The following is a 23,267-nucleotide window of genomic DNA, read 5'->3' on the forward strand; positions in this document are numbered from 1 at the left end:
ATCTTCTAATAAATTAAGGTTTTTTCTCAAAGATTGTTGCTGTTAAAAACAAAAGGCAGTTTAAACTACAATATAGGTAGATTACATTCTGTCTTTTTGTTTTTATATTTCGCGAATCAGAAATTTAACCAAATCATCCAGTTAACGCTAAATCTAATCTTGGATTTCTATCGTAACATTCAACCGTTTTAACAAATTTTCAACAATCTCTATCGCTTCGTCTTTTTGCTTATAGTCAGAAGTACAAAATCTAATCATTTCTAAATCATTCATAGCTTGTTCAACAATTTTGTTTATCTTTTTCGGAACATCAATCCAAGATAAGTTATGTTCTAAATCTGCAATACTATACACTCCTTCTTTAAACTTTCTACAAGCTAATCCCAACTCATACAAATAATCCTTATACGCTTTCCAATTAGGATCTCTTTTATCTTGTGCATTAGGCTTTCTAACATTTTTAACAAACCTTTTCTCACAAGCACCATACCTAATATAATTTTTTTGTGCTTCAACAAGAGGCACTTGGTTAGCACCTAAATCGTACTCATTTTCTTTTTGAAATGGGTCGTCCTCCCAAAAACAAATTGGGCATATATCATACTTACCATCACTATCCAACATTCTATAACCACAACAAGGGCACGTAATTTTGTTCATAAGACCACCTCTCGACTTAATTCTATAATCATATTCTACAAAAATTCTTATTGCACTATGCTGCTCCATTTGTTGAAGAAGAAAAAGATGGATCTCTTTGGATTCCCATCTTGAAGTTAGACACCTGTTAGCTTAATAACAATTTAATCTATCGTTAAAAATCCTTTAAAACGCAGTCGCTCTTCTTTGTCCCTTAGCAATTTTCTAACCATCTTTCTCGATGATAAATATCGTCTAATTTCTTCATCTCCTTCTATCAATTTAAGTATAGAAGGTTCAGTATTCATTAGTTCTTGGAACCAGTATTTGTCTTTAACTAAACTTATATTAATTTCAGTCTTTTCTTCTTTTGAAAGGGTGAGGTATCTAACATAAGAAAAAATGTTTTTAATTATTCCCCAAACTGCTTCTTCGTTCGTCTTCATTTAAATCCCTCATATATATTTTTATTGTTCAACAAACCTGTCTCGTTAGTTGAATAGCAACAATCTTTTCGAAAACAGCCTAAATTAAAAAGAGCATGAATTGAAAAATAACCAAAACATGCTCTTTAGTTTTGTTCTCAAATTATTACAAAGATTTATCGCTTAACATTTTTAGTTTATCGCCCAACTTTTTCATTTTATCGGACACTTTTTCAAATTTACCGACATCTTACGCTCCTACAAACAGCACTGCCTGTCCAATTGCAATAAAAAAGGCTTCATGCTGTATCGGGCTGTTGTCTTCAATTTGCAGAGTAATCTCAAAATGAGTCTCACAAAAGACAGCATGCCAGCGTGCAATTGGTTGATCCTCTAACGAAAATACGGACCAGTCCTCCATTTCCTTGTTGAGTTTTATAGTTTGAACATCATCCGTGATAATTAAGTCAGGAATCATAATTTGCCAGCCATCATAGGCAATCATATACTCTTTGCCTGTGACGTAATCTTTCCCTTTAAAATGCACTCGACCACGACGCGACATCTTCTTACATGTGAAAAGAGGCTGACCAGTGACATCACTGACATCAAAACGTACAAAGTAGCGATAGTCCATTGTGCGGTCAAATGCCTTTTTCAGTCCATTCGAATAAACACGTTGAACAGTAGACGATACCTCCCCCGCTTCATTTAAAATGGCTACTGCCTCTGTTGATTCAATGGCCGCTGGTTGTTTATATGTATAAATCTTCAATCCGTTCGCTCCTTCATTCAGTTGCTTTCTATAAACTAACATAAAATAAGCGCCAAATACAAAGGTTGTATTTGACGCCTGAATGTTTATTTATTTTGCTTAGGTAATTCTACTGTGAATGGTTGGAATTTCACTTCTTTTAGTGATGACTTATCGAATGGTATTTTTGTTTCTGCGCCATTCTTATCAATTTGTACACCGCCTCCGCCTGAAGGAAGCATTAAATATGGGGTAATCGTTAATTTTTGAACATTGCTTGAAATCGGGTCAAAGGACTTGGTACTGCTAAAGTTCCATTCACCATTATCGAAATGACCTTCTCCTCCACCAGAATGCGAAGTAATCTCCTTGCCATTCTGATCGGTAATACGGAATTCTATAAACGATGCACCTACTTGTGAATTATCAATTGTCCCCTTTTCAGAAGCTTTATAGTCAAGTGCTATACCTGATGGGCTTAATGAAATTTTTGACACATCCAGTTGAATGCCCTCTGCTTGTTGCTGATGGCTGACAGGAACATAAACAATATCCGTAATTTTTTTTACCGGCGCTTTGAATTCCCATTTTTCCCCTCCTTTGCCTTCCAGCACTAAGCCCATTTCAAAGGAATCTGGCATGTTATCCTTTACATCAAATGTCGAGATACCTGTAAGAACTGTAGGACTTAAAACTTTTTTACCATAGGAACCAGAACTCGCCTCAGGATATTTACCATTTATAGTTAAATCAAGCCCTGACCCAAAGTATTCCATACTTAATTCCTTTTCAGAATCAATTGTAAATCCAACTGAAATATTAGATTCGTCATAAAGGACTTCGTCTATCGTTACAGAAATACCGTTAATTGTTTGTTTTTCTCCGATAGTGCTCGTTAGACCTAGTTCACTTGCTTGTTTTAGCCCAAGTAAGCCTGAGTTACTAAATACCGACCCGACAATTGGTAGCTGTGACAATGTGCTTGCGAAAGTTGGTGATACATACGCGGCAGAACCTACCATAATACTAAATGCGGCTGCCGCACTTGCTACATATAATAATGGTTTACGTTTACTTTTTCTTTTAATTTGTACAGGTGTTTGAGTCATATTTTTTTGCTCCTCTGCTTGTTTTATTCCATTGGCAATCGCTGTTCGTACCTCATTTCTTGGGAATTCCGGAAGGGTACTGTTTTCATTAAATGGCTTTTTCATTGAACGTTGCACTCCTTTCTAATTCTCGTTTCAATTGTTTTTTTCCACGATGCAAATACGTTTTAATCGTGCTAACCGGCTTTTCCATTACTTCTGAAATTTCTTTAATCGGTAAATCATGGTAATAAAATAAAATGATGGCCATTTGCTGAGAATGATTCAAAAGCTGTATAGCATCCGATAAATCGATTGGATTCGCCATAACATTTTCTTGCTCCTGTAAACGATTTAATAATTCACTTTCTTCGTAAGGAATGATTTTCTGCCCTTTTTTTAGCAAACGATAGCATTCATGTATTAAAATACGAAACAGCCATGTGGAGAAAAATTCCGGATGCTTTAGCTGATGCACGGTTAGAAAGGCTTTACATGCTGCTTCTTGAATAGCATCCAATGCATCTTCTTTTTGGCCAACATAAGAAAGCGCAGTATAAAATAATTTTTCTTCCTCTAGAATGAGTAGCTGCTCAAACGCTTCCTTATTCCCTGCAATAGCCTGTTTGACGATCGATAAGTCATGTTCCACGCTGTCTCCCCCTTTCAATACTTAGAGTAATTAACTCTATCAAAAGGTTTCACTTTGATAAAATTCTTTTTACAAATAGATAAAAGTGGCTCTGCTTTAAATATTGGGGTGACGTTCAAACCGTCATTCCGGCACTTTTATCGTGCATTTTATTCGTTCTCTCCACGGCTTTGGCTCCTCTATCCACGACTTTGGCTCTTCTATCCACGTCTTTGGCTCTCCTATCCAAGATTTTGATCGTTCTATCCACGTTTTTGGCTCTTCTATCCACGTTTGGCTCTCTATCCACGTCTTTGGCTCTCCTATCCAAGATTTTGATCGTTCTATCCACGACTTTGGCTCTCTATCCACGTTTTTGATCGTTCTATCCACGTTTTCGGCTCTTCTATCCGCTACTTTGCTCATTCTATCCGTCACCTATGTTTCTACAAAAAAAAGTAGACTACTTCACTTAAAGTAGCCTACTAAATTTTTCATTATTTATCCAATTTGAAAGTAATGTCGCCTACTCCTATTTCGGAATTGACCTCTATTTTTACATCTGCTTTGTCATACGCTTCGTTTACATAAACCCCTTCTCCTTTAGAAATGAGGCCTTCAATATTTGATGTGCCGATGCCTTTTTCTGTCGTAAGCTTTACCCCAACCTTTGACGGTAAAGTGACAGTAGTGTTCCCAACACCTGTTTCAATATTCGTTTCGAAGCTTTTTTTCCAATCGCCACCTAAATTTACTTCAAGATCGCCAACACCTGTGTTAATATCTAATTTTTCCAGCTGCAACCCTTGTAAATCTAGTTCTGCATCCGATGCTCCCGTTTCGATTGAGAGATCCATTGGAATATCTTCATTCAGTTTAATATCCCATATATTTTTTATTTTCCCTAAACGCACGCTAGTTGAACCTTTATGATCAATCGATATTTTTCCTGTCTTGCCACGTAAGTCATATTTTACTTTTGGTGCCAGTTTATCAATATTGTATTGAGCAGTACCTTCAACCCAATCCTTAGCACCTTTTTCTACAGTTATTTCTCCGATTCCAAGTTGTAATTCAACATCTAACTTTTCTGCTTTATCCTTTTCGACTAAAATCGTTTCATCTTTGGTTTTACCTGGCATGACTGAGTTGCACCCCGATAACGCAATTAATGAGGCGCCTATTACCAAACCAAGTCCCATAAATTTTTTCAATGTAATTTCCTCCCGCTATATAATATTCCAATAAATTCATTATATAGGAATTTTCATTTATAAAAACGACCCTCCGCTTTAAATTCGTCTAAGACCTGAGACGTAGTGAGCACTCCTTCCATGGATATGTCAAGAATGAACCCCGTATGAAAGTATCATATTCATACGGGGTAGCTGTTAATAGGTGAAAATACGTGAAGCATTATAAAGCATAGAAGTCTTTCCTTCATGATCCAATGCATGTATCAGCAATTGAGAAGTAGCTATTTCGGATTTTAGAGGCACTGGTATTAATTGCGCATCATTCGAATCAACTGCTTTCTCAATACGCTCGGTTCCAGTGTCTATTATTAATTTTTCAATGTTATGATTGTTAAGTAACGGAATAACAAGATTGTGGATGTCTTTCAAATAAATAGCAACCATTGTATCTAGTTCACTCTGGATATATTGATCCAGTGCATAGCCTTTTCCATCATGCTTGAAAATTGCAATACCTTGAAAGCCATTCTCCGAAAAATAACCAATTCTATACTGTTGTATCGTTATTGTACCATTCATTTTAACAGTATCTGGATGAAACGGTCCCAGTACAGTATTTCGAATGTCCGCTTCATTCTGTACGTAAACGCGATAGCCAATTCGTTCAGACATATTCCCTAAAATGGCAATAATAATGACGATACATAGTAGTACGCGCCAAAACCATTTTTTCATAAATGCTAATATCGCAAAAATAAATAAGAACACAGAACTCACTAATCCTACTACCATCCATGGTCGTGTTAAGACGCTATAGTCTTTCACCCTTCCAGACTTTTCTGGATAGAAATTGGAATCGATAACCGTCGAAGTCGTTGATTGGATATCATGTTGGAATAGCATCATCTTTAAGCCAATGATCAGACAAGCTGATACGACTACTGTTAGGATAATTGGCATTAATGGTGTTCGCTTCTTCGTTTTTTGATTGATTTTTTTAAACGTTTTCACGTGACTTTCATGAGAGAATTTGCCTTCCTTATACATTTCGTTGATGGCATTACGAATCTGATCCATATTCGAACCCCTCCTCCAATAGCGTGATGCCAACCATTTGACGCGCTCTCCTTAATCGTGTTTTGACCGTATTTTCTGGTAGCTTTAGCAATTCTGCCACGTCCTTTAAGGAAAATTCGGCAAAGTGAAATAGTAGTAATACATCTTTGTATTTCGTCGGGAGTTTCTCAATCGATGCCACTAGCAATGCGTCCATCTCTCCCATCAATACTTCTTTTTCAGGATTATTGGAAAGGCTCTTTAATTTGCTCCAATAATCAATGACTTGTATTTTTTTATATCGCCAGCTTGAAAGATAACTATGACAATTGTTAATCGCAATTCGATATAAATATGTTTTGATGGAAGCTTCTTCACGGAATTGCTCCATTTTCTCATAATATTTAACAAAGGTATCTTGTACTAAATCTTCAGCCACTGCCCAATCTTGTACATATGTAAAGCATACGCGTAATAAATAATCCCCGTACATTGTCATGGCTCTAGATAAGTGAGCGTCCTTTTGTTCTTTTAACATTTTGCTCGCCCCCACAAAAGCATTTACAGTTAGACTGATGAACAATAAAAAAGTTTCATGAAAAATGAAAATTTCCATGAAACATACAAGTTAACAGATTTCATTTCCCTCCACTAAAACTTTTAAGTTAGCGAGAGAAGCCTCGTAGCCGTTCGTATTAAAAGTGACCGTGGTGCCATTTTGTTCTTCCTTTAAGACAATAGCGATCAGCGTTTCTTCTACACCTAAGTAAAAAGAAAACTCTCGATTTGGCGTTACATTTTTAATCGTTAACATCATCGGTAATTTTTCTGCAAGCTGATTTTGTTCATTCGGCATTATCGAGAAAATCATCTCTTCTCCTGCCTCTAATTTGGGGATTTCCCAAGTTGAAGCTGGGGCGTACCATTGCGTCAGTAGCTGTTCCTCTGTGACAGCCTGCCAAACTGTAGCAATACTTGCATCAATCCAAATCGAACTTTTTTCTGGATCCATCATCGCATTCCTCCGTTTGTTGAATTCATTCCTTTTTCCATCATTTTATCCTATTATAGGAATCAGCAACAGTTACAACTTTAATTCTCGCAACAATCCAAAATAAAAAGCGTGTTTTGACAATTGCTTGATCAAAACACACTCTTTAAGGATTTTTCTTATGTTCTACGCATATAAGCACGAACTGTCAGTGGTGCAAAAATGATGACAACAATTGCCGCTCCAATAAGTGAAGCTGACAAATCCCAACCTATAGTTCCTGAATTTGCAAGTTCTCTAACGGCTGTGACGAGATGTGAAATTGGATTAAATTTCACAAACCACTGCAGGAAATTTGGCAAAGTCTCTGCTGGAACAAAAGCGTTAGAAAGAAATGTCAGTGGAAACAGAACGAGCATGGAAATTCCCTGTACACTCGAAGCTGTACGTGCAATGACACCAAAGAAGGCAAAAATCCAGCTAATAGCCCAGGCACAGACAATAACTAAAAGCCCCGCAAGTACAACGTAACCAAATCCACCTTCTGGTCGATACCCCATGATATATCCCATAGTAAAAGTAAGTACAGTTGCAATTGTATAACGAATAGTATCCGCCAATAGGGCCCCTGCCAGTGGAGCAATGCGGGCAATCGGTAGTGATTTAAATCGATCAAACACCCCTTTATCCATATCTTCCCGCAATTGGACTCCTGTAACGATTGAGGTAGTGATGACCGTTTGCACGAGAATTCCTGGAATGATGACTGGCAAATAGTTTTGCACATTGCCCGAAATGGCTCCCCCAAAAATGTAGGTGAACATGAGAGTGAAAATAATCGGCTGAAGCGTTACGTCAAATAATTGCTCAGGTGTACGTCGAATTTTTAATACGCCTCGATAGGCCATCGTTAACGAATTTCTTAAAGATTGATTGAAGCTCGGCTTCTTTAGCAATTGACTTTTCATACTCTTTCCCCCTCTACTTGCTCAGAGCCTTTGAGTTCTTGGGAAACATTCTCACCAGTAATGGTCAAAAACACTTCATCTAAGGTCGGTTTTTGTACACTAAACTCGTCAAGCTGGATTCCTTTTTGGCGAAGTGCAATTAGTAAATCAGTAACAGCATCAACATTTGCCATCGGGGCCGTAATCTTCCCAATATCCTGTGAAACTGTTGTTTTTACGTCGAGTATTTGTTCTACGGTTTCACGAGCAACTATGATCTCCTGAGGATTTTGAATGTTCAAATGTAAAGATGATGTACCTACAGATGCCTTTAGCTCATCGACCGTTCCCTCCGCAACAACTCGGCCATGATCAATAACGGCAAGTCGATCTGCCAGTTCATCAACCTCTTGCAAATACTGTGTCGTTAATAGGACGGTTGATCCTGTATCTACTAATCGACGGATTGTGTCCCACATTTGATTGCGTGTTCGAGGGTCTAACCCTGTAGTCGGCTCATCTAAGAAAATCAATGGTGGCTGTGCGATAAGACTTGCAGCCAAGTCCAAGCGACGTCGCATACCACCAGAGAAATTTTTCAAAGGACGTTTGGCAGCTTCTGATAAACCGAACTCTTCCAGTAATTCAGCTGCTTTATTTCGAGCCTCTGTACGTCCCAATCCTAGCAAACGAGAGAAGATTATCAAATTTTCCGTTGCACTAAGTGACTCGTCAACCGAAGCATACTGACCAGTGACTCCAATTAATTGACGGACAATGTGAGGCTCTTTCACTATGTCATAACCGAATATTCGTGCCGACCCCGCATCTGCTCGTAGAAGGGTTGCGAGCATTCTGATCGTAGTAGTCTTTCCCGCTCCGTTAGGGCCAAGTACACCATAGATAGTGCCAGCACGTACGTTTAGATCGACACCATCAACAGCACGATTTCCTCCAAAATGTTTGATGAGACCATGTGCTTCAATGGCCCATTCACTATTCCCTATCGTGCTTTCCATTCTATTCATTGTATTTCCTCCTTCGCTTATTTCCACCGTTTCATTTTTCTTGAAACAGATGAAAATCACTTTTCTAAGTTTTTCATAGATGTTGTCTATAAACGGATAATACAACAAATATATGAACTGAATGTGAACCGAATTTGGGTTTATTTTTGCTACGATACTACAGCGTTTTTGTTTTGGGTCACTCTATATAAATTCATTGCACCGAGAGCGACAAATATGGCTACAATGTCCAGCGCCAATTGATAACTTGCAAAAAAAGTTACCATGAATCCAAATAACGAAGGGGCGATCACAATAAATAACTGATTCAACGTCAAGGCTGCACTTACAGTTAGACCAACATATTGTGGATTCGATTGCTCTGTTACACAAGCGATAAACAGTGAATACCAGCCAAGTGCTACGAAGCCTAATAAGAAACAACCTAATAGCATCAACATTTTTGCATGTAGCATAAGCGGCAATATGACGATAAGAATAACTGCACTAGCCATTACGATCATTAATAAAAATTCCCGCTTCTGCGCAAAAAATTGATCACTAATCCACGCAATTGCTACCCTTCCAATCATTCCACCAATTAATACAACGCTTAAATATTGCCCCGCCTCTGTTAAGGAATAACCTCCTTCTTGATGTAAATAACTCATGAAATGAGCAACGAGTATCATTTGTAACGTCATCATCACAATCCCAACAATATAGATTGGATATAAATCTTTATTATTTTTAATAGCTTCTAGCTTCTCTTTAAAAGTGACAGAGGTTGTAGCTACTGCTTCGCGATTTTTAGGCTCCTGATAAATCAGTAAAAAAAGCAATCCACCAGCAATAGCCACCAATCCTTGTACAAGATGTACCGATATTAGGCTATGATGATAGTACATATATGTGAGAATGGCTGACGCTAAAGCTCCACCGATAGGAATGCCTGTTTGTCGAATGCCAATCGCTAGTCCGCGATGTTTGTCTGGAAACCATTTCACAATTGCGGTGCTGCCCCCTGTTTGTGCACTTCCGTACCATACGCCCACGATTAATAATAAAAATAACAACACTGCATAATTATTGACCAACATGAGAAGTAAAGCTGAGAACCCTAATAAAATAGAGCCCCATCCGATAATTTGTTTTTCTCCTCTTTTATCCATTAAATAGCCGAACAGCATCATCGAAAAAATTGGCCCAATATTAACAGCAGAAACGATAAAACCTGTTTGAAACGATGATAAATCCCATTCAATTTGATAAAATGTAGCAATTGGCCCCATGCCGTACGTCACAAAAGTTGCCGCAGTTTGGGACAGTGTCGCTACTAATACGATGATCCATTTATAATATGTATTCATAAAAATTCCTCCAATGCTGTTTCACTGATTCATTAACTTTACGTATTTGAGTTTACGCTTGCTCAATGAATGCGTAAAATGGAGGAAAATGATAGTAGCTATCAAAAAATTTTATAGGTGTGTGACATACAACATGAACATAGAAGAAATAGCATTAAAAATCGAAATTTTAGAGAGGCAAAATCTTAGTAAATCCGCTGAAATTACGAATTATACGCAATCTGCCTTAACCTCTAAAGTGAAGAAAATGGAGGGAGAGATTGGTCAGGAGGTGTTTAAGCGTACACCGCAGGGCTTGAAGATTACAAATGTAGGGACACAATATTTAAAATTTCTAAAGCTTATTACACAGGAGTACGATGAATTTTTACAAGAGATTGGTTTGACACAAACTAAGTCGAAAGTTACCCTTGGCACTTCTCATACAACGATTAAAATTTATGGCGCATCCATTATGAATGCCTTGCAGACAAATAATATTCCTTTAGATGTCGATTTCACTGTGGAGTCTAGCACTTCCTTAAATGAAAAAATACATAATGCCGAAATGGATTGTGCACTGACGAGTAATCCTATTAAACACTACCCTGATGTAAATTATGACATGATTGCAACAGAAACATTTGAAGTCATTTCGAACGATTCACATATTATTGATTTTGGGAAACGTTCGCCTGTCACACTCCTTGTGTTAAGTAGAGGCTGCATGTATACACGGGCGATGGCAGAATGGTTAAAAAAGAATGAAGTTCCATTTACGATGAAAGAAATAAAATCGGTCAGCAGTATCCTCGATTTCCTACAAATTGACAATACGATTGCTGTGTTAAATACAAAACTAATTGACCTTTATAACTACTCCAACATTCACTATTACGATTTGCCGCAGTTAAATAAAGTGATCGAGACTGTCTTTATTTACAAGAAGAACGCAAGTCAACAAACATCTATTTTCCAATTAAAACATGTAATTGAATCATTGTTGCTGGAAGACCCTATCGAACGAAGCTAGTTCGATAGGGCCTTCTAGTGATTTATCGGAACAATTTTTAAATTTATCGCTTAACTTTTAAAATTTATCAACCAACTTTAATTTATCTACTAACTTTTTTAATTTATCTACTAACTTTTTTAATTTATCTACTAACTTTTAAAATTTATCAACCAACTTTAATTTATCGCCTAATCTTTTTTATTTATCAACCAACTTTTTAAATTTATCTACCAACTTTTTTTATTTATCAACCAACTTTTTTAATTTATCAACCAACTTTTTTAATTTATCTACCAACTTTTTTAATTTATCAACCAACTTTTTAAATTTATCAACCAATTTAATTTATCACCTAACTTTTTAAATTTATCTACCAACTTTTTTATTTATCTACTAACTTTTTTAATTTATCTACTAACTTTTTTAATTTATCTACTAACTTTTAAAATTTATATACCAACTTTTTAAATTTATCTACCAACTTTTTAAATTTATCTACCAACTTTTTAAATTTATCTACCAACTTTAATTTATCGCCTAACTTTTTTTATTTATCAACCAACTTTTTTAATTTATCACCTAACTTTTAAAATTCATCACCCAACTTAACTTTTTATCGCTCAACTTAAAGTCAAAGAACCGCTAATCCCTGCGAGCCAAAATAAGGGAGTTGAGTCCATGCAGCAACCTGCAATCTAACTAGACTTCCATCCCCTTGAATAGCAAATACGGAGACTGTTCCTTGATTTCCGTTCAGGGTGTAAAAATGCCGCCCATCTTTGCTCACTCCAACATCCATTGGCAGTCCTGGAGCTGTACCTTGCGGTGTACTAGTAATATGCCCTGCCACTGACAGTTCACCATTGGGATCGATTCGGTAGGTGGAAATAGTGCCACTTAAAGTATTTGTTATGAATGCAAAACGTTCATCTCTAGTTGTGATTACCCAGCATGCAGTTTTATATCCGTTTGGTACAGAGCCACTGATCACATGGAGAATCCCGTCGTTGTTCATTGAATAGGATGACAGGGCATTTGAACTCGCTTCAGTAACTAAGAGGATTCCAGAGGATAGAAAATAGGCACCTAATGGACCGTCACCATATGAATCATTAACGATTGGTTCTGAAACTGTACCATTTTGATTTACGTTGAAAACGCTAAGACGGTTTGTAGTATACTCGGTTACTAGAAGCTTACTGCCATCACGTGTGAAAAGAACCTGAGCGGGCTCAGCATCGAAAGTGCTGAGAGAACGTGAGGAGCCAGCAATTGGAGTAAGGCGCCCGTGTTCATCTATGCGAAAACCCATGATGTTAGATGCAAAATTGTTTGTGCCATACCCTACATTGGCAACATAGATAAAATCACCAAACACATCTACACTATTTGGCTGAGCACCTCCCGATGGCTGCACGTCAACGAGAACGGGTACACCGCTGTCACTAATGATAAAACTGCTGATACTATGGCTGCCTGCGTTCACTGCGAGAAGAAAACGACCATCACGGGATAAGGTTAATGCTCCTTGTGACGTCAGGGGATCGACACCATTGTTTGGGGTTGCCGCTGAGACTTTCCTTATGCCAGTACCTCTACCATTAGTTGGATAGGCACCCACAAAGGCGAGCATTCCATTTGTGTCCCTGTAAAAGGCAATGACTTGATTCATGACTTCATTATTCGTCATCATGTAAACCATACTTACACTTGCAGGGGAATTTTTGTTCATATAAACTTTCCTCCTTTTATAGCTTTATATGGTTCTTTAACGGTTTCAATTCCCTGTTTTTTATTTAAAAACATCAACTAACTTTTTTCGACGTAATAAAAAACAACGGCAAAATGAAAAAGCCGTTGTTTTTATGTTGAAATAGAAAAACAAAATGATGTCCCTTCTTCGGTTGAATGAAGTGAATAGCTTACTTGAAGAATTCTAGCGATGTCATCAATGATCTTCAAACCTAGACCCCCACTTAAACGATTTTGTTCAAAGCCAATACCGTTATCAATCATGAAAATCATACTATCTGTTATTGTTATCTCAAGCTTCGTAGCATTGGAATGTTTCAATGTATTTTGGAACACATTATCGAACATTCGTTGAAGCCATAGCTCATTACTAGTCCATGCTAAATGAGTATCCTCTGGATGATAGATTAATTCAATGTTATGCATTCTATATAAATAGCTCCATTTTTTTATCATCGTTTCTAACAGTATCGCGAGTTGTACTTGTTCCGTCACTATATAAGAATTCTCAATAGCGTCTAAGGACTGCAAATTAAATTCATTCGTTAAGCTAGCGATATACTGTATTTGCTCATTCAAGGATTCTACCAATTTTGGTTGTTCCTTATAGTAATCTTCTAGATAAAATAATTGTAAACGGAGCGCTGTTAATGGTGTATTAATGTCGTGCCTCAGCTTTTGTAGTAGCTCTTTTTGTTGCTCTTGCTGTTGTTTAAGCTCTAATTCCCGATAAGTAGTTCGCTCAATTAGTATATTCACCGACTGAATTAGCTGTCCAATTTCATCCTCACTGCCAGCCTCTAATGTACTCGGTGTTCTTTCATTACTCGCTAAGTCACGAATCGTTTTGTTTAGCATATTAATTTTCGCTAGTAATGAATTGATCGATTTCGAAAATAAAAATGCTAGCAAACATAAGGATAGGAAGAACACAATCAGCATCGTTGGATAGGCGAAAGATTCATGGAATGGAGTGCCTTTATTTCTAGTTTTAAAAGCAAATTCGTAAATAATAGACATCGACACACTAATCCCTAACAAGACGATTGGAACACTAACTATAGCAGTAAATAATAATAATCGATATTTTGTTTTTAATGTCATTTCTTTATGTAGGTATTTAATCTATACCCTTCTCCGTAAATATTTTGTAGGATGGTACCTGATGAATCATTCATTTTCGTTCTAATCTTTTTGATGTGAACATTGATGATATTTTGATTTCGATCTTCAAGTGGCCATAAATAGTCAAAAAAGTGATCCTTCGTTAACACCCTATCCTTGTTGTCAAATAAATAAAAGAAGATTTTACGTTCGATTGCTGTTAATGAAATTTCATCATGTATATTATTTTTAAATAATTTACGATGTTCGGTATCAATTAATAGATGCTGGATTTGCGTAAATGTTCCATATTGCTGCTCTAGCATTTTCTGCATTCTTAAAAGGAGCTCTCTCGGATCAAATGGTTTTGTCATATAATCTTCACCAACTGTTAACCCTTGAAGCTTGCTCTCTATATCGTTACGAGCCGAAAGAAAAATAATGGGGATATTTAAGCCTAAGCTTTTAATGTTCTTTGTTAGCTGATAGCCATCCTCCCCTGGAAGCATAATGTCCATTATGACTAAATCGATTTGATGGATAAGATTCATAATTTCTCGTCCATCAGTTTTCCATACAACGTCGTAACCTTCACGTTGTAGTATTTTTTGCATCAAATCGCCAATCATTTGGTCGTCTTCTACTATTAAAATTGTAAATCCTTTCATTACCTCGACCTTTCTTTGTTGCCAACTTTTGTCTTCATAAATTCTATCGCAAGATTATAAATTTCATCAGGTTTATATAAATAAATACTATGAGTACCACTTATTTCTTTCACTTCCGCTATATTAATTTGCTCGGCAAATTCAGCATATTTCTGGCGATGGTACTTCGTAAATTCCAAATCTTTATTTTGTTCAGCAATGGCATCTATTAATAATATCGGAGTGTCTTTTGGTTTCGGAAGCTCTTCTGATTTTAAACTATTTTCATACACATGTAGTAGCTCATTTTTCATATCATTATTAAAAACTTGTTTATAGGATAGTGCTTTATAAATTTCTTTTTCTTCCCCCGTTAAAAACGATTGTTTTATTACTTCTGGATTATACACTTGCGAAGGTGTTAAACGATGTACGCCCAATTTCGTTAGCAAATTCATTCCCCTAACAGTCCATAAATCGACTACTCCCATTTTATGCTCCACATATTGACTTGGCAAACCAATATCAAGCGCAATAATCCCCTTAATTTCTTCAGGATATTTTTGAGCCCAATAAATAGCTTCAACCCCTGAAATGGAATGAGGTACTAATATATAAGGAGGCTTATTCCCACTTTTCAGGAGCGCTTCCCTCATCTGTGCTAACATTGTATCAACATCTCGTTCGTCCTTCGAGACATCGCTATAGCCATATCCCGCTCTTTCAATAACAGCAATCTTATGTTCTTGAGAAAATTTACTGTACAGTCCTTTCATTTCATAAATAGGTGCTGCAACCCCTGAGCCTGCCATAAACACATAAGTTTCCTGACCATCCCCCTCAGTGTAAACATTGATTTTTTGATGATCGACCTCAACAAGTGTTCCTTTAATATCTAAAAGTTTGGATTCCTTACTTAGCTGATATCGATGATAGCTGAATATCGCCACTAGTCCAATAAGCATGAACGCGATAAAGTAGATGACTATTTTCTTAAACATTTTTTTCATAAATTTCCCCTCTCAGTTGATAATGAAAAGGATAAACAATAAAAATAAATTTCCCATAAATTTTTTGCAGAAAATAAAAAGCTGTCTATTAAGCTTACTTAATAGACAACCTTCTATATTATTATTCCACTTGCTCCAGCAAAAGTTTTTGTTGGAGATTACTATAAATGCCTTGTTTTTTCATGAGCTGCTCGTGATTGCCCTGCTCAACAATTTCACCTTGTTGAATAACAAGAATTTGGTCAGCATTTTCGATTGTTTTTAGACGGTGCGCAATAACAAAGCTTGTGCGCCCCTGCATTAAATGCTGGAGACCTTTTTGAATATCGACCTCTGTTTGCGTATCCACACTGGATGTAGCTTCATCTAAAATCAAAATATCCGAATTTTCTAAAATTTCCCGGGCAATAGCCAATAATTGTCGTTGACCTTGACTTAAGTTCGCCCCACCTGCCTGTACAGGTGTATCGTATTGTGCTGGTAAATATTTAATGAAGTTGTGCGCATTCGCGATTTTCGCCGCTTCTTCCACCTCTTCATCTGTAGCATCCAGTTTACCGAAACGAATATTTTCTCGAATCGTTCCGGAAAATAAATACGTATCCTGCAATACAACACCCACTCGTTGACGGATCGTTGCCATTTTAAAGTCCTCAATGTTATGACCATCAATCAAAATTTCACCTGCATCGACATCATAAAAACGAGTTAACAAATTGATTATCGTTGTTTTCCCTGATCCGGTTGGGCCAACAAGTGCAATAGTTTCACCAGCCTTGGCATGGAAGCTAATATTTTTCAGTACTGGCTTCTCTGGTACATAGCTGAAGGATACATGTTGAAATGACACGTCCCCTTTTAAACTTTGACAATCAATGGCATGCTTTTTATCAGCTACTTCCGAAGGTTCATCTAAAATTTCGAAGACTCGTTCGGCCCCAGCAATCGCTGACTGGAAAGTATTCAAAAGGTTAGATAGCTGATTCAGCGGACGGAAAAATTGACGTGTATACGTGACAAATGCGGCGATAACCCCAATTGAAACGATTCCTTTTACCGATAAAAATGCTCCTGTACCAATAACAACAGCTAAACCTAAGTTATTCATAAAGTTATTAATAGGCCCGAGTAGACCAGAAGTAATTTCTGCTCGCTGTGCCGAGTTACGGAGATTTTCATTCTGTTTATGGAACGTCTCAATCGTTTGTTGTTCTGTTCCAAAAAGCGTCACAACCTCCGCCCCCGTAATCATCTCCTCAATCGTACCGTTCAGCTTTCCTAAATCACGTTGACGTGCCGCATAGTTTTTACTACTACGTTTGACAATTTGCTTCGTCGTAAAAACAATGAGTGGAATAATGATCAACGTCACGATTGCTAGCTGCCAACTAAGCGAGAACATAGCAATACTAACACCGATTACCGTTAGGACCGACGATACGATTTGTGTCACACTTTGTGCAAGTGCCGTATTTAAATTATCAATATCATTCGTTACACGGCTCATTAAATCACCGAGCGCTCGCTGATCGAAAAATCTCAGTGTTAATGTTTGTAGCTTTTTAAATAGTTCCAGTCGCAATGTTCGAATAGTTTTCATCGCCACATGAATCATGACATATGTTTGTAGCCAAGTAAAAATAGACGCTGCAGTATAGATAACTGCTAGCACAACACCTAGACGAATCGTACCAGCAATGTCCTTTTTCATAATATATTCATCAACGATATGTCCAATTAAGTACGGCCCTGCTAAGCTTAAAAATGTAGAAGCTACTACAAAAAAGATAGAAAAATAAAGGCCTATTTTTTGTTGCTTCACATATTGCCACACACGATTAATCGTTGCTTTTTGATTTTCAGCCTTCTCAGCTGGCCCAGCCATACGTGGACCACGTCCGAAATTCATTTGCTTTGGTTGACTTTTACTCATTGTTGTACACCAGCCTTTTGCTGTGAAGCGTAAATTGCTTGGTAAGGTTTGTTATTCTGCAATAACTGTTGATGTGTACCTTGACCAACAATTTCGCCGTCCTCTACTACTAGAATCAGGTCCGCCTGTTGAATAGAAGCAATTTTAGACGCTACGATAAACGTCGTTGTGTCTTGATATTCATTGCTTATAGCTTGCTGGACATGTTTTTCAGAGGAGCTATCAAGAGCAGATGTTGTATCATCCAGCACTAAAATGGCAGGTTGTCTGACGAGTGCACGCGTTAACGCCAATCGCTGCTTTTGACCGCCAGAGAGATTGGTTGCCCCCTGTGAAAGTTCATATGCTAAGCCTTTATCCAACCGGTCCACAAATTCAGTGGCACATGCTGCATCTAGAGCTTGCTGAATTTCCTCTGACGTTGCATCCTCTTTGCCAAGACGGATATTATTGTCAATTGCACCTGAGAACAGTAATGCTTTTTGAGAGGTAAAGCCGATATGTTTGCGTAAAGTGGATAATGCATAATCCTTTAGAGGCTTTCCATCCAAGTGTATTTCTCCACTTGTTGGATCAAATAAACGTGGTAATAACTTCACTAGCGTTGATTTTCCACTACCTGTTTTTCCGATCAGACCCACCGTTTGCCCCGGCTTTACGGAAAATGTAATATTTTTTAGCACATCCTCAGCCGATTCATAATAACGATAGCTCACATTTTGAAAGTCAATCGCCCCTTGAATTGGCGATGTAAGTGGATTTTCCGCTTCCTTAACCGCTACTTCTTTATTTAAGACGTCTACGATACGCTCCCCTGAAGGAATAGCACGTGCAATTTGCATTAGCACCATGCTAGAAGTCATCAAACCATTAAGTATAATCGTTAAATAATTAATAAAAGCTAGAATGACCCCAACTTGTAATGTACCGGCTTCTACTTTAATTGCCCCAAGCCAAAGCACTGCTACAATTCCTAGATTAACAACGAACATCGTAAACGGCACAAGTACGCCAACAATTTGCTCGGCTGTAATAAAGCGCTTCGTCAGCGTATCATTAAGCTCACTAAATTGTTCAATTTGTTGCGTTTCACGACGGAACGCCTTCACAACACGAATCCCCGCTAAATTTTCCTGAAGCTTCGTATTAACACCATCAATTGCCTCCTGCACTCTACGGTATAGGACACCTGAGTACTTTGTGAAAAAGTACATCGCAATAATCAATATCGGCACAATAATAAGTAGGATCGAAAATAGCTCACGTGCCGTCACAAAAACAATAATGACCGCTCCAATAAATAATAGAGGACCACGTACAAAAATACGCAATGTCATCATAAACGCACGCTGAACACTTTCCACATCATTCGTTAAAATCGTAATAAGCTTCCCTGTTGTAAAAGCGTCACGTTCCTTTGCCGAATACGTCATCATTTTTTCATACAGTGACTGACGAACATCCGATGCAAAATGGATCGCTGCCTTCGAACTATAATAGGAGCAGCCAATCCCACCAACAAGTCCAAACACTGCACTCATTAGCATCCAGACGAACATTTTTAACACATATGGATTGTCGCCATTAGCAATACCCGTATCAATCATATGCTGCATAATAGTCGGCTGAAGTAAATCCATCGTTACCTCTAGTACCATTAATAATGGCGCAATCAAGGTAAAAAATTTATAGGGCCCTAAAAACCCTCCTAACTGTTTAATTGCCTGCATTCTTTCGTCTCCGTTCTTTTCTTTCACATCCGCTCTTAATTATAACTGAAAATCATTCTCAAATGGTAATTAATTTTTTCGTGTTTCGTAATATTCGGGACACGTTTAATCATGTAAATGAACTTCTAGCTTAAATAAAAGGATGTTTTATCCTATTTTTCCAGTATAATAATTATAGGTGATTAATTGGCTCATCATCATAACTTAAGGCTGAATTCTGTTCCGACTGAGCGCTTTCCTGAGGGCGTCCAGTTGCCCACTGCAATAAATTTTTGATATGAGCACTTAAATCAAAGCAGAAACGAGGATGAATCATGGAAAACACAATACATAGAGCATTACAACTACGAAGCCAAGGAAAACTACAAGAATCGAAAGAAATGTTTTTGACATTATTATCAAATGATCCACTCAATCCTTCCCTCCACTTTCAATGTGCACGAAGCTTTGATATTTTAGCTGAAGAAACAAAGGCAATGCCATTTTATGAGAAGGCGATTGAATTAGGCTTAGCAGATGATGAACTAGAGGACGCATTTATCAAATTAGGCTGCATTTATCGAACACACGAACGCTTTGTAGAGGCGAAAAAGCTATACTTAGAAGCGTTGAGTAAATTTCCGAAAAAAGAACAAATGAAAATATTTTACGCGATGTCATTATATAACTTAGGAGAGCATGCTGAAGCAATGGGTTTCTTAATTAGCAACATCGCTTATACGACAACTGATCAAGATATATTAACGTACTATCGAACAATTACTTATTTAGGTCATCGATTAGATTCTAGTAGCGATGAAATTATCACACTTGATAAAAATCAGCAATTACAGCCTTCTACAAAATCTATTGTAGAAAAAGTAACAGAGGGTCTTAAAGGTTTTGGTATTGGAGGTTTTTATACTAGTGGAGGTTTTGAGTATGATGAATATTATCGCTTTTTTAATGATCGAGATTTAGAAACACGGAGATGTGCCCTCGCCGCTTTTACAGTAATGCTCGGTGCATGGCATGCTCTCAGTGGCTTTACTTTTATTCCACAGCACGATCGAAAATATTTATATGGATATGATCCAAATGAACCGTTTTATGAATTGAATAATTACATTGAAGCCTTCGTTGCTCATCATCAACAAATTAAACAAGATTTCCCTGTGATGTTTAACTATATGATTAGGTTTTTTATTTCTATTGAAGAAGAAAGAAAAGTACCATATGAAAAATGGTTTCCAGAATTAGATGCTCTTCTCGTCCAACGATTGAGAGATGAAGTATTACTTCCCAACAAATCACTTTTAGACGTCCCTACTGAATACAAATACTTTTTAAAGGAAGCTGGTATTCAACCATTTTTCGAAGACGATTTTTTTGAATAACTAGAGAAAAGCCATGTTAGCATGAATCACGCTAATATGGCTTTTTTCATGTAAGAACGCTGAACTCTCGGATAAAGGTTCTTTAATTATTATCACTATGTTAAAATGAAAATTAGAATGATATAAATATTACCAATAATGTAAGAGATTCTATTAAAGCATCTAAAGGGGGATGAGAAATAGTGCTTCCAATCTTTTATTCCATTGGTATGCTAATCGTATTACCTGCCAGCTTTATTATTTCGCTATGGAAAGCTGCTTTTAAAAGTAAACTGGAATGGTTGTTGGACTCATTGGTGACGGCAACACTAATCGTTTGGTTATTTCAAGCAGGAAACTGGGGTTGGGTCGGATATTATGTTCGCTTTCTTTGGTTGGCTCTCTTGATTGTCACTTTCATTTTTTCTTGGAAAAGGGTAAGAAATTTACCGTTTACCACAAAATATACTCTATCTCAAAAGTTTTCAATTGGTATTTATATTGTCCTTATTTTGGTTTTTGGTACTTATAATGCTTTGGTCGTGAAAAGCTATACAGTAACCGAAAAAGGAATTGAGTTATCTTTCCCACTTAAGGATGGCACCTATTATGTCGGACAGGGTGGCAATCAGGTGTTAATGAACTATCATCAAGCCTATCCAGGTCAAAAATATGCTTTAGACATTTTAAAATTAAATACGCTCGGAACCCGTGCAAGTGGACTATATCCAGAACAATTAGATAAATATCAAATATTCGCAGATGATTTATATAGTCCTTGTAACGGAAAAGTAGTCAACATACAAAATGATTTACCTGACCTCACTCCTCCGAAATCTAATCCAGAAAATCCTGAGGGAAATCATGTCACTCTTTCATGTGAGAACCATAATGCTACTGTTTTATTAGCTCATATGAAAAAAGGCAGCGTAGTGGTGGCACAAGGCGATAAAGTAACAACGGGCCAAATACTTGGAAAAGTAGGAAACTCGGGTAATACAAGCGAACCACATTTACATATTCACGCCGAAAAGGATGGGAAAGGTGTACCGATAACATTTAATGATCGATTTTTAGTGCGAAATAGTTTAGTACGATCATATTAACGATAAATAAAAAATGCTTAAATTCTTAAAAGAGGGCAGATAGCGAATGTCTGAAAAAAATCAAACAAACAATAATTCTGTAATTTCTTTAACGCTTGGAATTCTATCATTGTTTATACCTTTTATTGGCTTGATCTTAGGCATCATCGGAATAGTTTTTTCAAATAAAGCTGTAAAAGAAATTAATACAACTAATGAAAATGGTAGAGGATTAGCAACTGCAGGTTTAATTTGCAGTATAATAGGGATTATTTTACAAGTCCTTGCGATTTTGGGGTATGTAGCCTTTTTCTCAATGACGGTGGTAAATAATAACGGCTAACATGAGCACATTTCGTGCTCTTTTTTTAATTCGTGCGATTTCTATTGTTTTTGTCCCCAGAACCCGTTTGTTTGACCCGAGCAATTTTTTTCTTTTACTTAAGCGGCCCCCCTATTCTCACAAAAAAATCCACCTCCATGTTTTTTCAACATGGAGGTGGACTTGGCATTACAAATCATCAAAGCCGTTATCTTCTACATTAACCTTTACATACTGGCGAGAACGTTGCTCGAAGAAATCTGTCTTCCCTAAATCAACATCCTCATACGCTTTAACCCACTTTAATGGATTTTTGCGATAGCCTTCAAATGGACGCTCTACGCCAAGCTGATTACAGCGTACATTAGCATAGAAATGTACATAATCATGCACATCTTCCACATCGAGGCCAGCAATTTTATCGCCAATCACTTCATTGGCCCAATCGATTTCTAGTTGAACGGCTTCACGGAAGATTTCTTGTACACGAGCTGCTCGTTCAGGTGTATCGTATTCAGGATATTCCTCTAATAGCTCCTGATAAATTTTCACAAATAAATCGACATGTAGCTGTTCATCACGATTAATATAATTAATCATCGTTGACGAGGCCACCATTTTTTGATTGCGTGCTAAATGATAGAAGAACGCAAAGCCAGAATAGAAGAATAAACCTTCTAAAATCACATCATAAACAATCGCTTCTAGCATATTTTCAACAGATGGCTCCTCTGAAAATGCTTGGTAGCCCTTAATAACGAAGTCATTACGACGCTCTAGCACTGGCTCTGTACGCCAAAAATCAAATGTACGATCCTGTTCGTCTTTGTTGACAATACTTGATAGCACGTAGGAATAAGAGTGATTATGGATTACCTCTTGTTGCGCTAAAATAATCATTAGTGCATTTAAACTTGAATCTGTTAAATAATCCGCTACTTTCCCCGCAAAATCGGTTTGTACACTATCTAATAGTGCTAGCAAGCCAATGATTTTTAAAAAGGATTCCTGTTCATCTGCTGATAGCTGTGGAAACTGTTTGACATCATTGCTCATATTAATTTCAAACGGTGTCCAGAAGTTCCCTAGCATTTTTTTATACTTAGGATATGCCCAGCTAAAACGCACATCATCCCAGTTTAAAATGTTAGAAGAACGTCCGTTGACAATTCCTGTTGAACGGTTCGGTGCATCTTTATCCATAATTTGTCGTTTTGTAATAGTTGTCATT

Annotated in this window: 23 protein-coding genes and 1 pseudogene; 5 read left to right on the top strand and 19 right to left on the bottom strand. The window is 37.2% G+C overall.

From position 1 onward, the window contains the following. Positions 1 to 411: 411 nt before the first annotated feature. From ACMZ42_RS19910 to ACMZ42_RS19930, 5 genes and pseudogenes are all read right to left on the bottom strand, one after another. Positions 412 to 660, bottom strand: a pseudogene (locus ACMZ42_RS19910) (CPCC family cysteine-rich protein); the annotation flags it as partial. 143 nt (positions 661 to 803) lie between these two features. Beyond that, a complete protein-coding gene (locus tag ACMZ42_RS19915) occupies positions 804 to 1,085 on the bottom strand; it encodes a hypothetical protein (RefSeq protein WP_415732510.1) in 282 nt (93 codons plus the stop codon). A 229-nt stretch (positions 1,086 to 1,314) separates the two neighbouring features. After that, complete coding sequence (locus tag ACMZ42_RS19920) at positions 1,315 to 1,839, bottom strand: hypothetical protein (protein WP_415732511.1); 525 nt, start codon at positions 1,837 to 1,839, stop codon at positions 1,315 to 1,317. Positions 1,840 to 1,925: 86 nt separating this feature from the next. After that, on the bottom strand, positions 1,926 to 3,032 hold the full coding sequence (locus ACMZ42_RS19925) for a DUF4179 domain-containing protein (RefSeq protein WP_415732512.1): 1,107 nt from the start codon (positions 3,030 to 3,032) through the stop codon (positions 1,926 to 1,928). Beyond that, on the bottom strand, positions 3,016 to 3,558 hold the full coding sequence (locus tag ACMZ42_RS19930; RefSeq protein WP_415732513.1) for a sigma-70 family RNA polymerase sigma factor: 543 nt from the start codon (positions 3,556 to 3,558) through the stop codon (positions 3,016 to 3,018). Before ACMZ42_RS19930 ends, ACMZ42_RS19925 begins: the two co-directional genes overlap by 17 nt. Positions 3,559 to 3,700: 142 nt before the next feature. Here ACMZ42_RS19930 and ACMZ42_RS19935 point away from each other — a divergent pair, with 142 nt between their 5' ends. Next, on the top strand, positions 3,701 to 4,018 hold the full coding sequence (locus ACMZ42_RS19935; RefSeq protein ID WP_415732514.1) for a hypothetical protein: 318 nt from the start codon (positions 3,701 to 3,703) through the stop codon (positions 4,016 to 4,018). Between the two features lie 16 nt (positions 4,019 to 4,034). Here ACMZ42_RS19935 and ACMZ42_RS19940 read toward each other — a convergent pair whose 3' ends face one another. The 7 genes from ACMZ42_RS19940 to ACMZ42_RS19970 all read right to left on the bottom strand — a co-directional run bounded on the left by ACMZ42_RS19940 (position 4,035) and on the right by ACMZ42_RS19970 (position 10,104). Then, positions 4,035 to 4,751 (bottom strand): toast rack family protein, encoded by a 717-nt coding sequence (locus tag ACMZ42_RS19940; protein WP_370078614.1) that lies wholly within the window; start codon positions 4,749 to 4,751, stop codon positions 4,035 to 4,037. Positions 4,752 to 4,928: 177 nt separating this feature from the next. Then, the gene (locus tag ACMZ42_RS19945; protein WP_415732515.1) at positions 4,929 to 5,810 is read right to left on the bottom strand and encodes a hypothetical protein; all 882 of its coding nucleotides are present in this window, start codon (positions 5,808 to 5,810) and stop codon (positions 4,929 to 4,931) included. Next, on the bottom strand, positions 5,794 to 6,327 hold the full coding sequence (locus ACMZ42_RS19950; RefSeq protein ID WP_415732516.1) for a sigma-70 family RNA polymerase sigma factor: 534 nt from the start codon (positions 6,325 to 6,327) through the stop codon (positions 5,794 to 5,796). Before ACMZ42_RS19950 ends, ACMZ42_RS19945 begins: the two co-directional genes overlap by 17 nt. A gap of 90 nt (positions 6,328 to 6,417) precedes the next feature. Then, positions 6,418 to 6,804, bottom strand: a complete 387-nt coding sequence (locus ACMZ42_RS19955; RefSeq protein WP_415732517.1) for an SRPBCC family protein — start codon at positions 6,802 to 6,804, stop codon at positions 6,418 to 6,420. 155 nt (positions 6,805 to 6,959) lie between these two features. After that, positions 6,960 to 7,748 (bottom strand): ABC transporter permease, encoded by a 789-nt coding sequence (locus ACMZ42_RS19960; protein ID WP_370078606.1) that lies wholly within the window; start codon positions 7,746 to 7,748, stop codon positions 6,960 to 6,962. Beyond that, positions 7,745 to 8,755 (bottom strand): ATP-binding cassette domain-containing protein, encoded by a 1,011-nt coding sequence (locus ACMZ42_RS19965; RefSeq protein ID WP_415732518.1) that lies wholly within the window; start codon positions 8,753 to 8,755, stop codon positions 7,745 to 7,747. Before ACMZ42_RS19965 ends, ACMZ42_RS19960 begins: the two co-directional genes overlap by 4 nt. A gap of 149 nt (positions 8,756 to 8,904) precedes the next feature. Then, on the bottom strand, positions 8,905 to 10,104 hold the full coding sequence (locus tag ACMZ42_RS19970) for an MFS transporter (protein ID WP_370078602.1): 1,200 nt from the start codon (positions 10,102 to 10,104) through the stop codon (positions 8,905 to 8,907). 133 nt (positions 10,105 to 10,237) lie between these two features. On the opposite strand from ACMZ42_RS19970, the gene ACMZ42_RS19975 reads away from it, so the two are divergent. After that, on the top strand, positions 10,238 to 11,116 hold the full coding sequence (locus tag ACMZ42_RS19975; protein ID WP_415732519.1) for a LysR substrate-binding domain-containing protein: 879 nt from the start codon (positions 10,238 to 10,240) through the stop codon (positions 11,114 to 11,116). 613 nt (positions 11,117 to 11,729) lie between these two features. Here ACMZ42_RS19975 and ACMZ42_RS19980 read toward each other — a convergent pair. The 6 genes from ACMZ42_RS19980 to ACMZ42_RS20005 all read right to left on the bottom strand — a co-directional run bounded on the left by ACMZ42_RS19980 (position 11,730) and on the right by ACMZ42_RS20005 (position 19,274). Continuing rightward, entirely contained in the window at positions 11,730 to 12,830 is a 1,101-nt protein-coding gene (locus tag ACMZ42_RS19980; RefSeq protein WP_415732520.1) for a lactonase family protein, read from the bottom strand. Positions 12,831 to 12,961: 131 nt separating this feature from the next. After that, positions 12,962 to 13,954 (bottom strand): histidine kinase dimerization/phospho-acceptor domain-containing protein, encoded by a 993-nt coding sequence (locus ACMZ42_RS19985; RefSeq protein ID WP_415732521.1) that lies wholly within the window; start codon positions 13,952 to 13,954, stop codon positions 12,962 to 12,964. Next, the gene (locus tag ACMZ42_RS19990) at positions 13,951 to 14,622 is read right to left on the bottom strand and encodes a response regulator transcription factor (protein WP_402871779.1); all 672 of its coding nucleotides are present in this window, start codon (positions 14,620 to 14,622) and stop codon (positions 13,951 to 13,953) included. Before ACMZ42_RS19990 ends, ACMZ42_RS19985 begins: the two co-directional genes overlap by 4 nt. Continuing rightward, positions 14,622 to 15,611, bottom strand: coding sequence for an alpha/beta fold hydrolase (locus ACMZ42_RS19995; RefSeq protein ID WP_415732522.1), 990 nt, complete (start codon positions 15,609 to 15,611; stop codon positions 14,622 to 14,624). Before ACMZ42_RS19995 ends, ACMZ42_RS19990 begins: the two co-directional genes overlap by 1 nt. A gap of 121 nt (positions 15,612 to 15,732) precedes the next feature. Next, positions 15,733 to 17,544, bottom strand: a complete 1,812-nt coding sequence (locus ACMZ42_RS20000) for an ABC transporter ATP-binding protein (protein ID WP_402871782.1) — start codon at positions 17,542 to 17,544, stop codon at positions 15,733 to 15,735. Beyond that, positions 17,541 to 19,274, bottom strand: a complete 1,734-nt coding sequence (locus ACMZ42_RS20005) for an ABC transporter ATP-binding protein (protein ID WP_415732523.1) — start codon at positions 19,272 to 19,274, stop codon at positions 17,541 to 17,543. Before ACMZ42_RS20005 ends, ACMZ42_RS20000 begins: the two co-directional genes overlap by 4 nt. A 314-nt stretch (positions 19,275 to 19,588) precedes the next feature. On the opposite strand from ACMZ42_RS20005, the gene ACMZ42_RS20010 reads away from it, so the two are divergent. From ACMZ42_RS20010 to ACMZ42_RS20020, 3 genes are all read left to right on the top strand, one after another. Next, positions 19,589 to 20,650 (top strand): tetratricopeptide repeat protein, encoded by a 1,062-nt coding sequence (locus tag ACMZ42_RS20010; RefSeq protein WP_415732524.1) that lies wholly within the window; start codon positions 19,589 to 19,591, stop codon positions 20,648 to 20,650. A 182-nt stretch (positions 20,651 to 20,832) separates the two neighbouring features. Further along, positions 20,833 to 21,735 carry a M23 family metallopeptidase gene (locus ACMZ42_RS20015; RefSeq protein WP_415732525.1) on the top strand — a complete coding sequence of 301 codons (903 nt, stop codon included), beginning with the start codon at positions 20,833 to 20,835 and terminating at the stop codon, positions 21,733 to 21,735. Positions 21,736 to 21,781: 46 nt separating this feature from the next. Next, positions 21,782 to 22,057, top strand: a complete 276-nt coding sequence (locus ACMZ42_RS20020) for a DUF4190 domain-containing protein (RefSeq protein WP_370078582.1) — start codon at positions 21,782 to 21,784, stop codon at positions 22,055 to 22,057. Positions 22,058 to 22,225: 168 nt separating this feature from the next. Here the strand turns inward: ACMZ42_RS20020 and ACMZ42_RS20025 are convergent, their stop codons facing one another. Next, a complete protein-coding gene (locus ACMZ42_RS20025) occupies positions 22,226 to 23,266 on the bottom strand; it encodes a ribonucleotide-diphosphate reductase subunit beta (protein ID WP_370078580.1) in 1,041 nt (346 codons plus the stop codon). Position 23,267: the final 1 nt, after the last annotated feature.

Source organism: Lysinibacillus sp. NPDC056185, assembly GCF_047737915.1.
Taxonomy (GTDB): domain Bacteria; phylum Bacillota; class Bacilli; order Bacillales_A; family Planococcaceae; genus Lysinibacillus.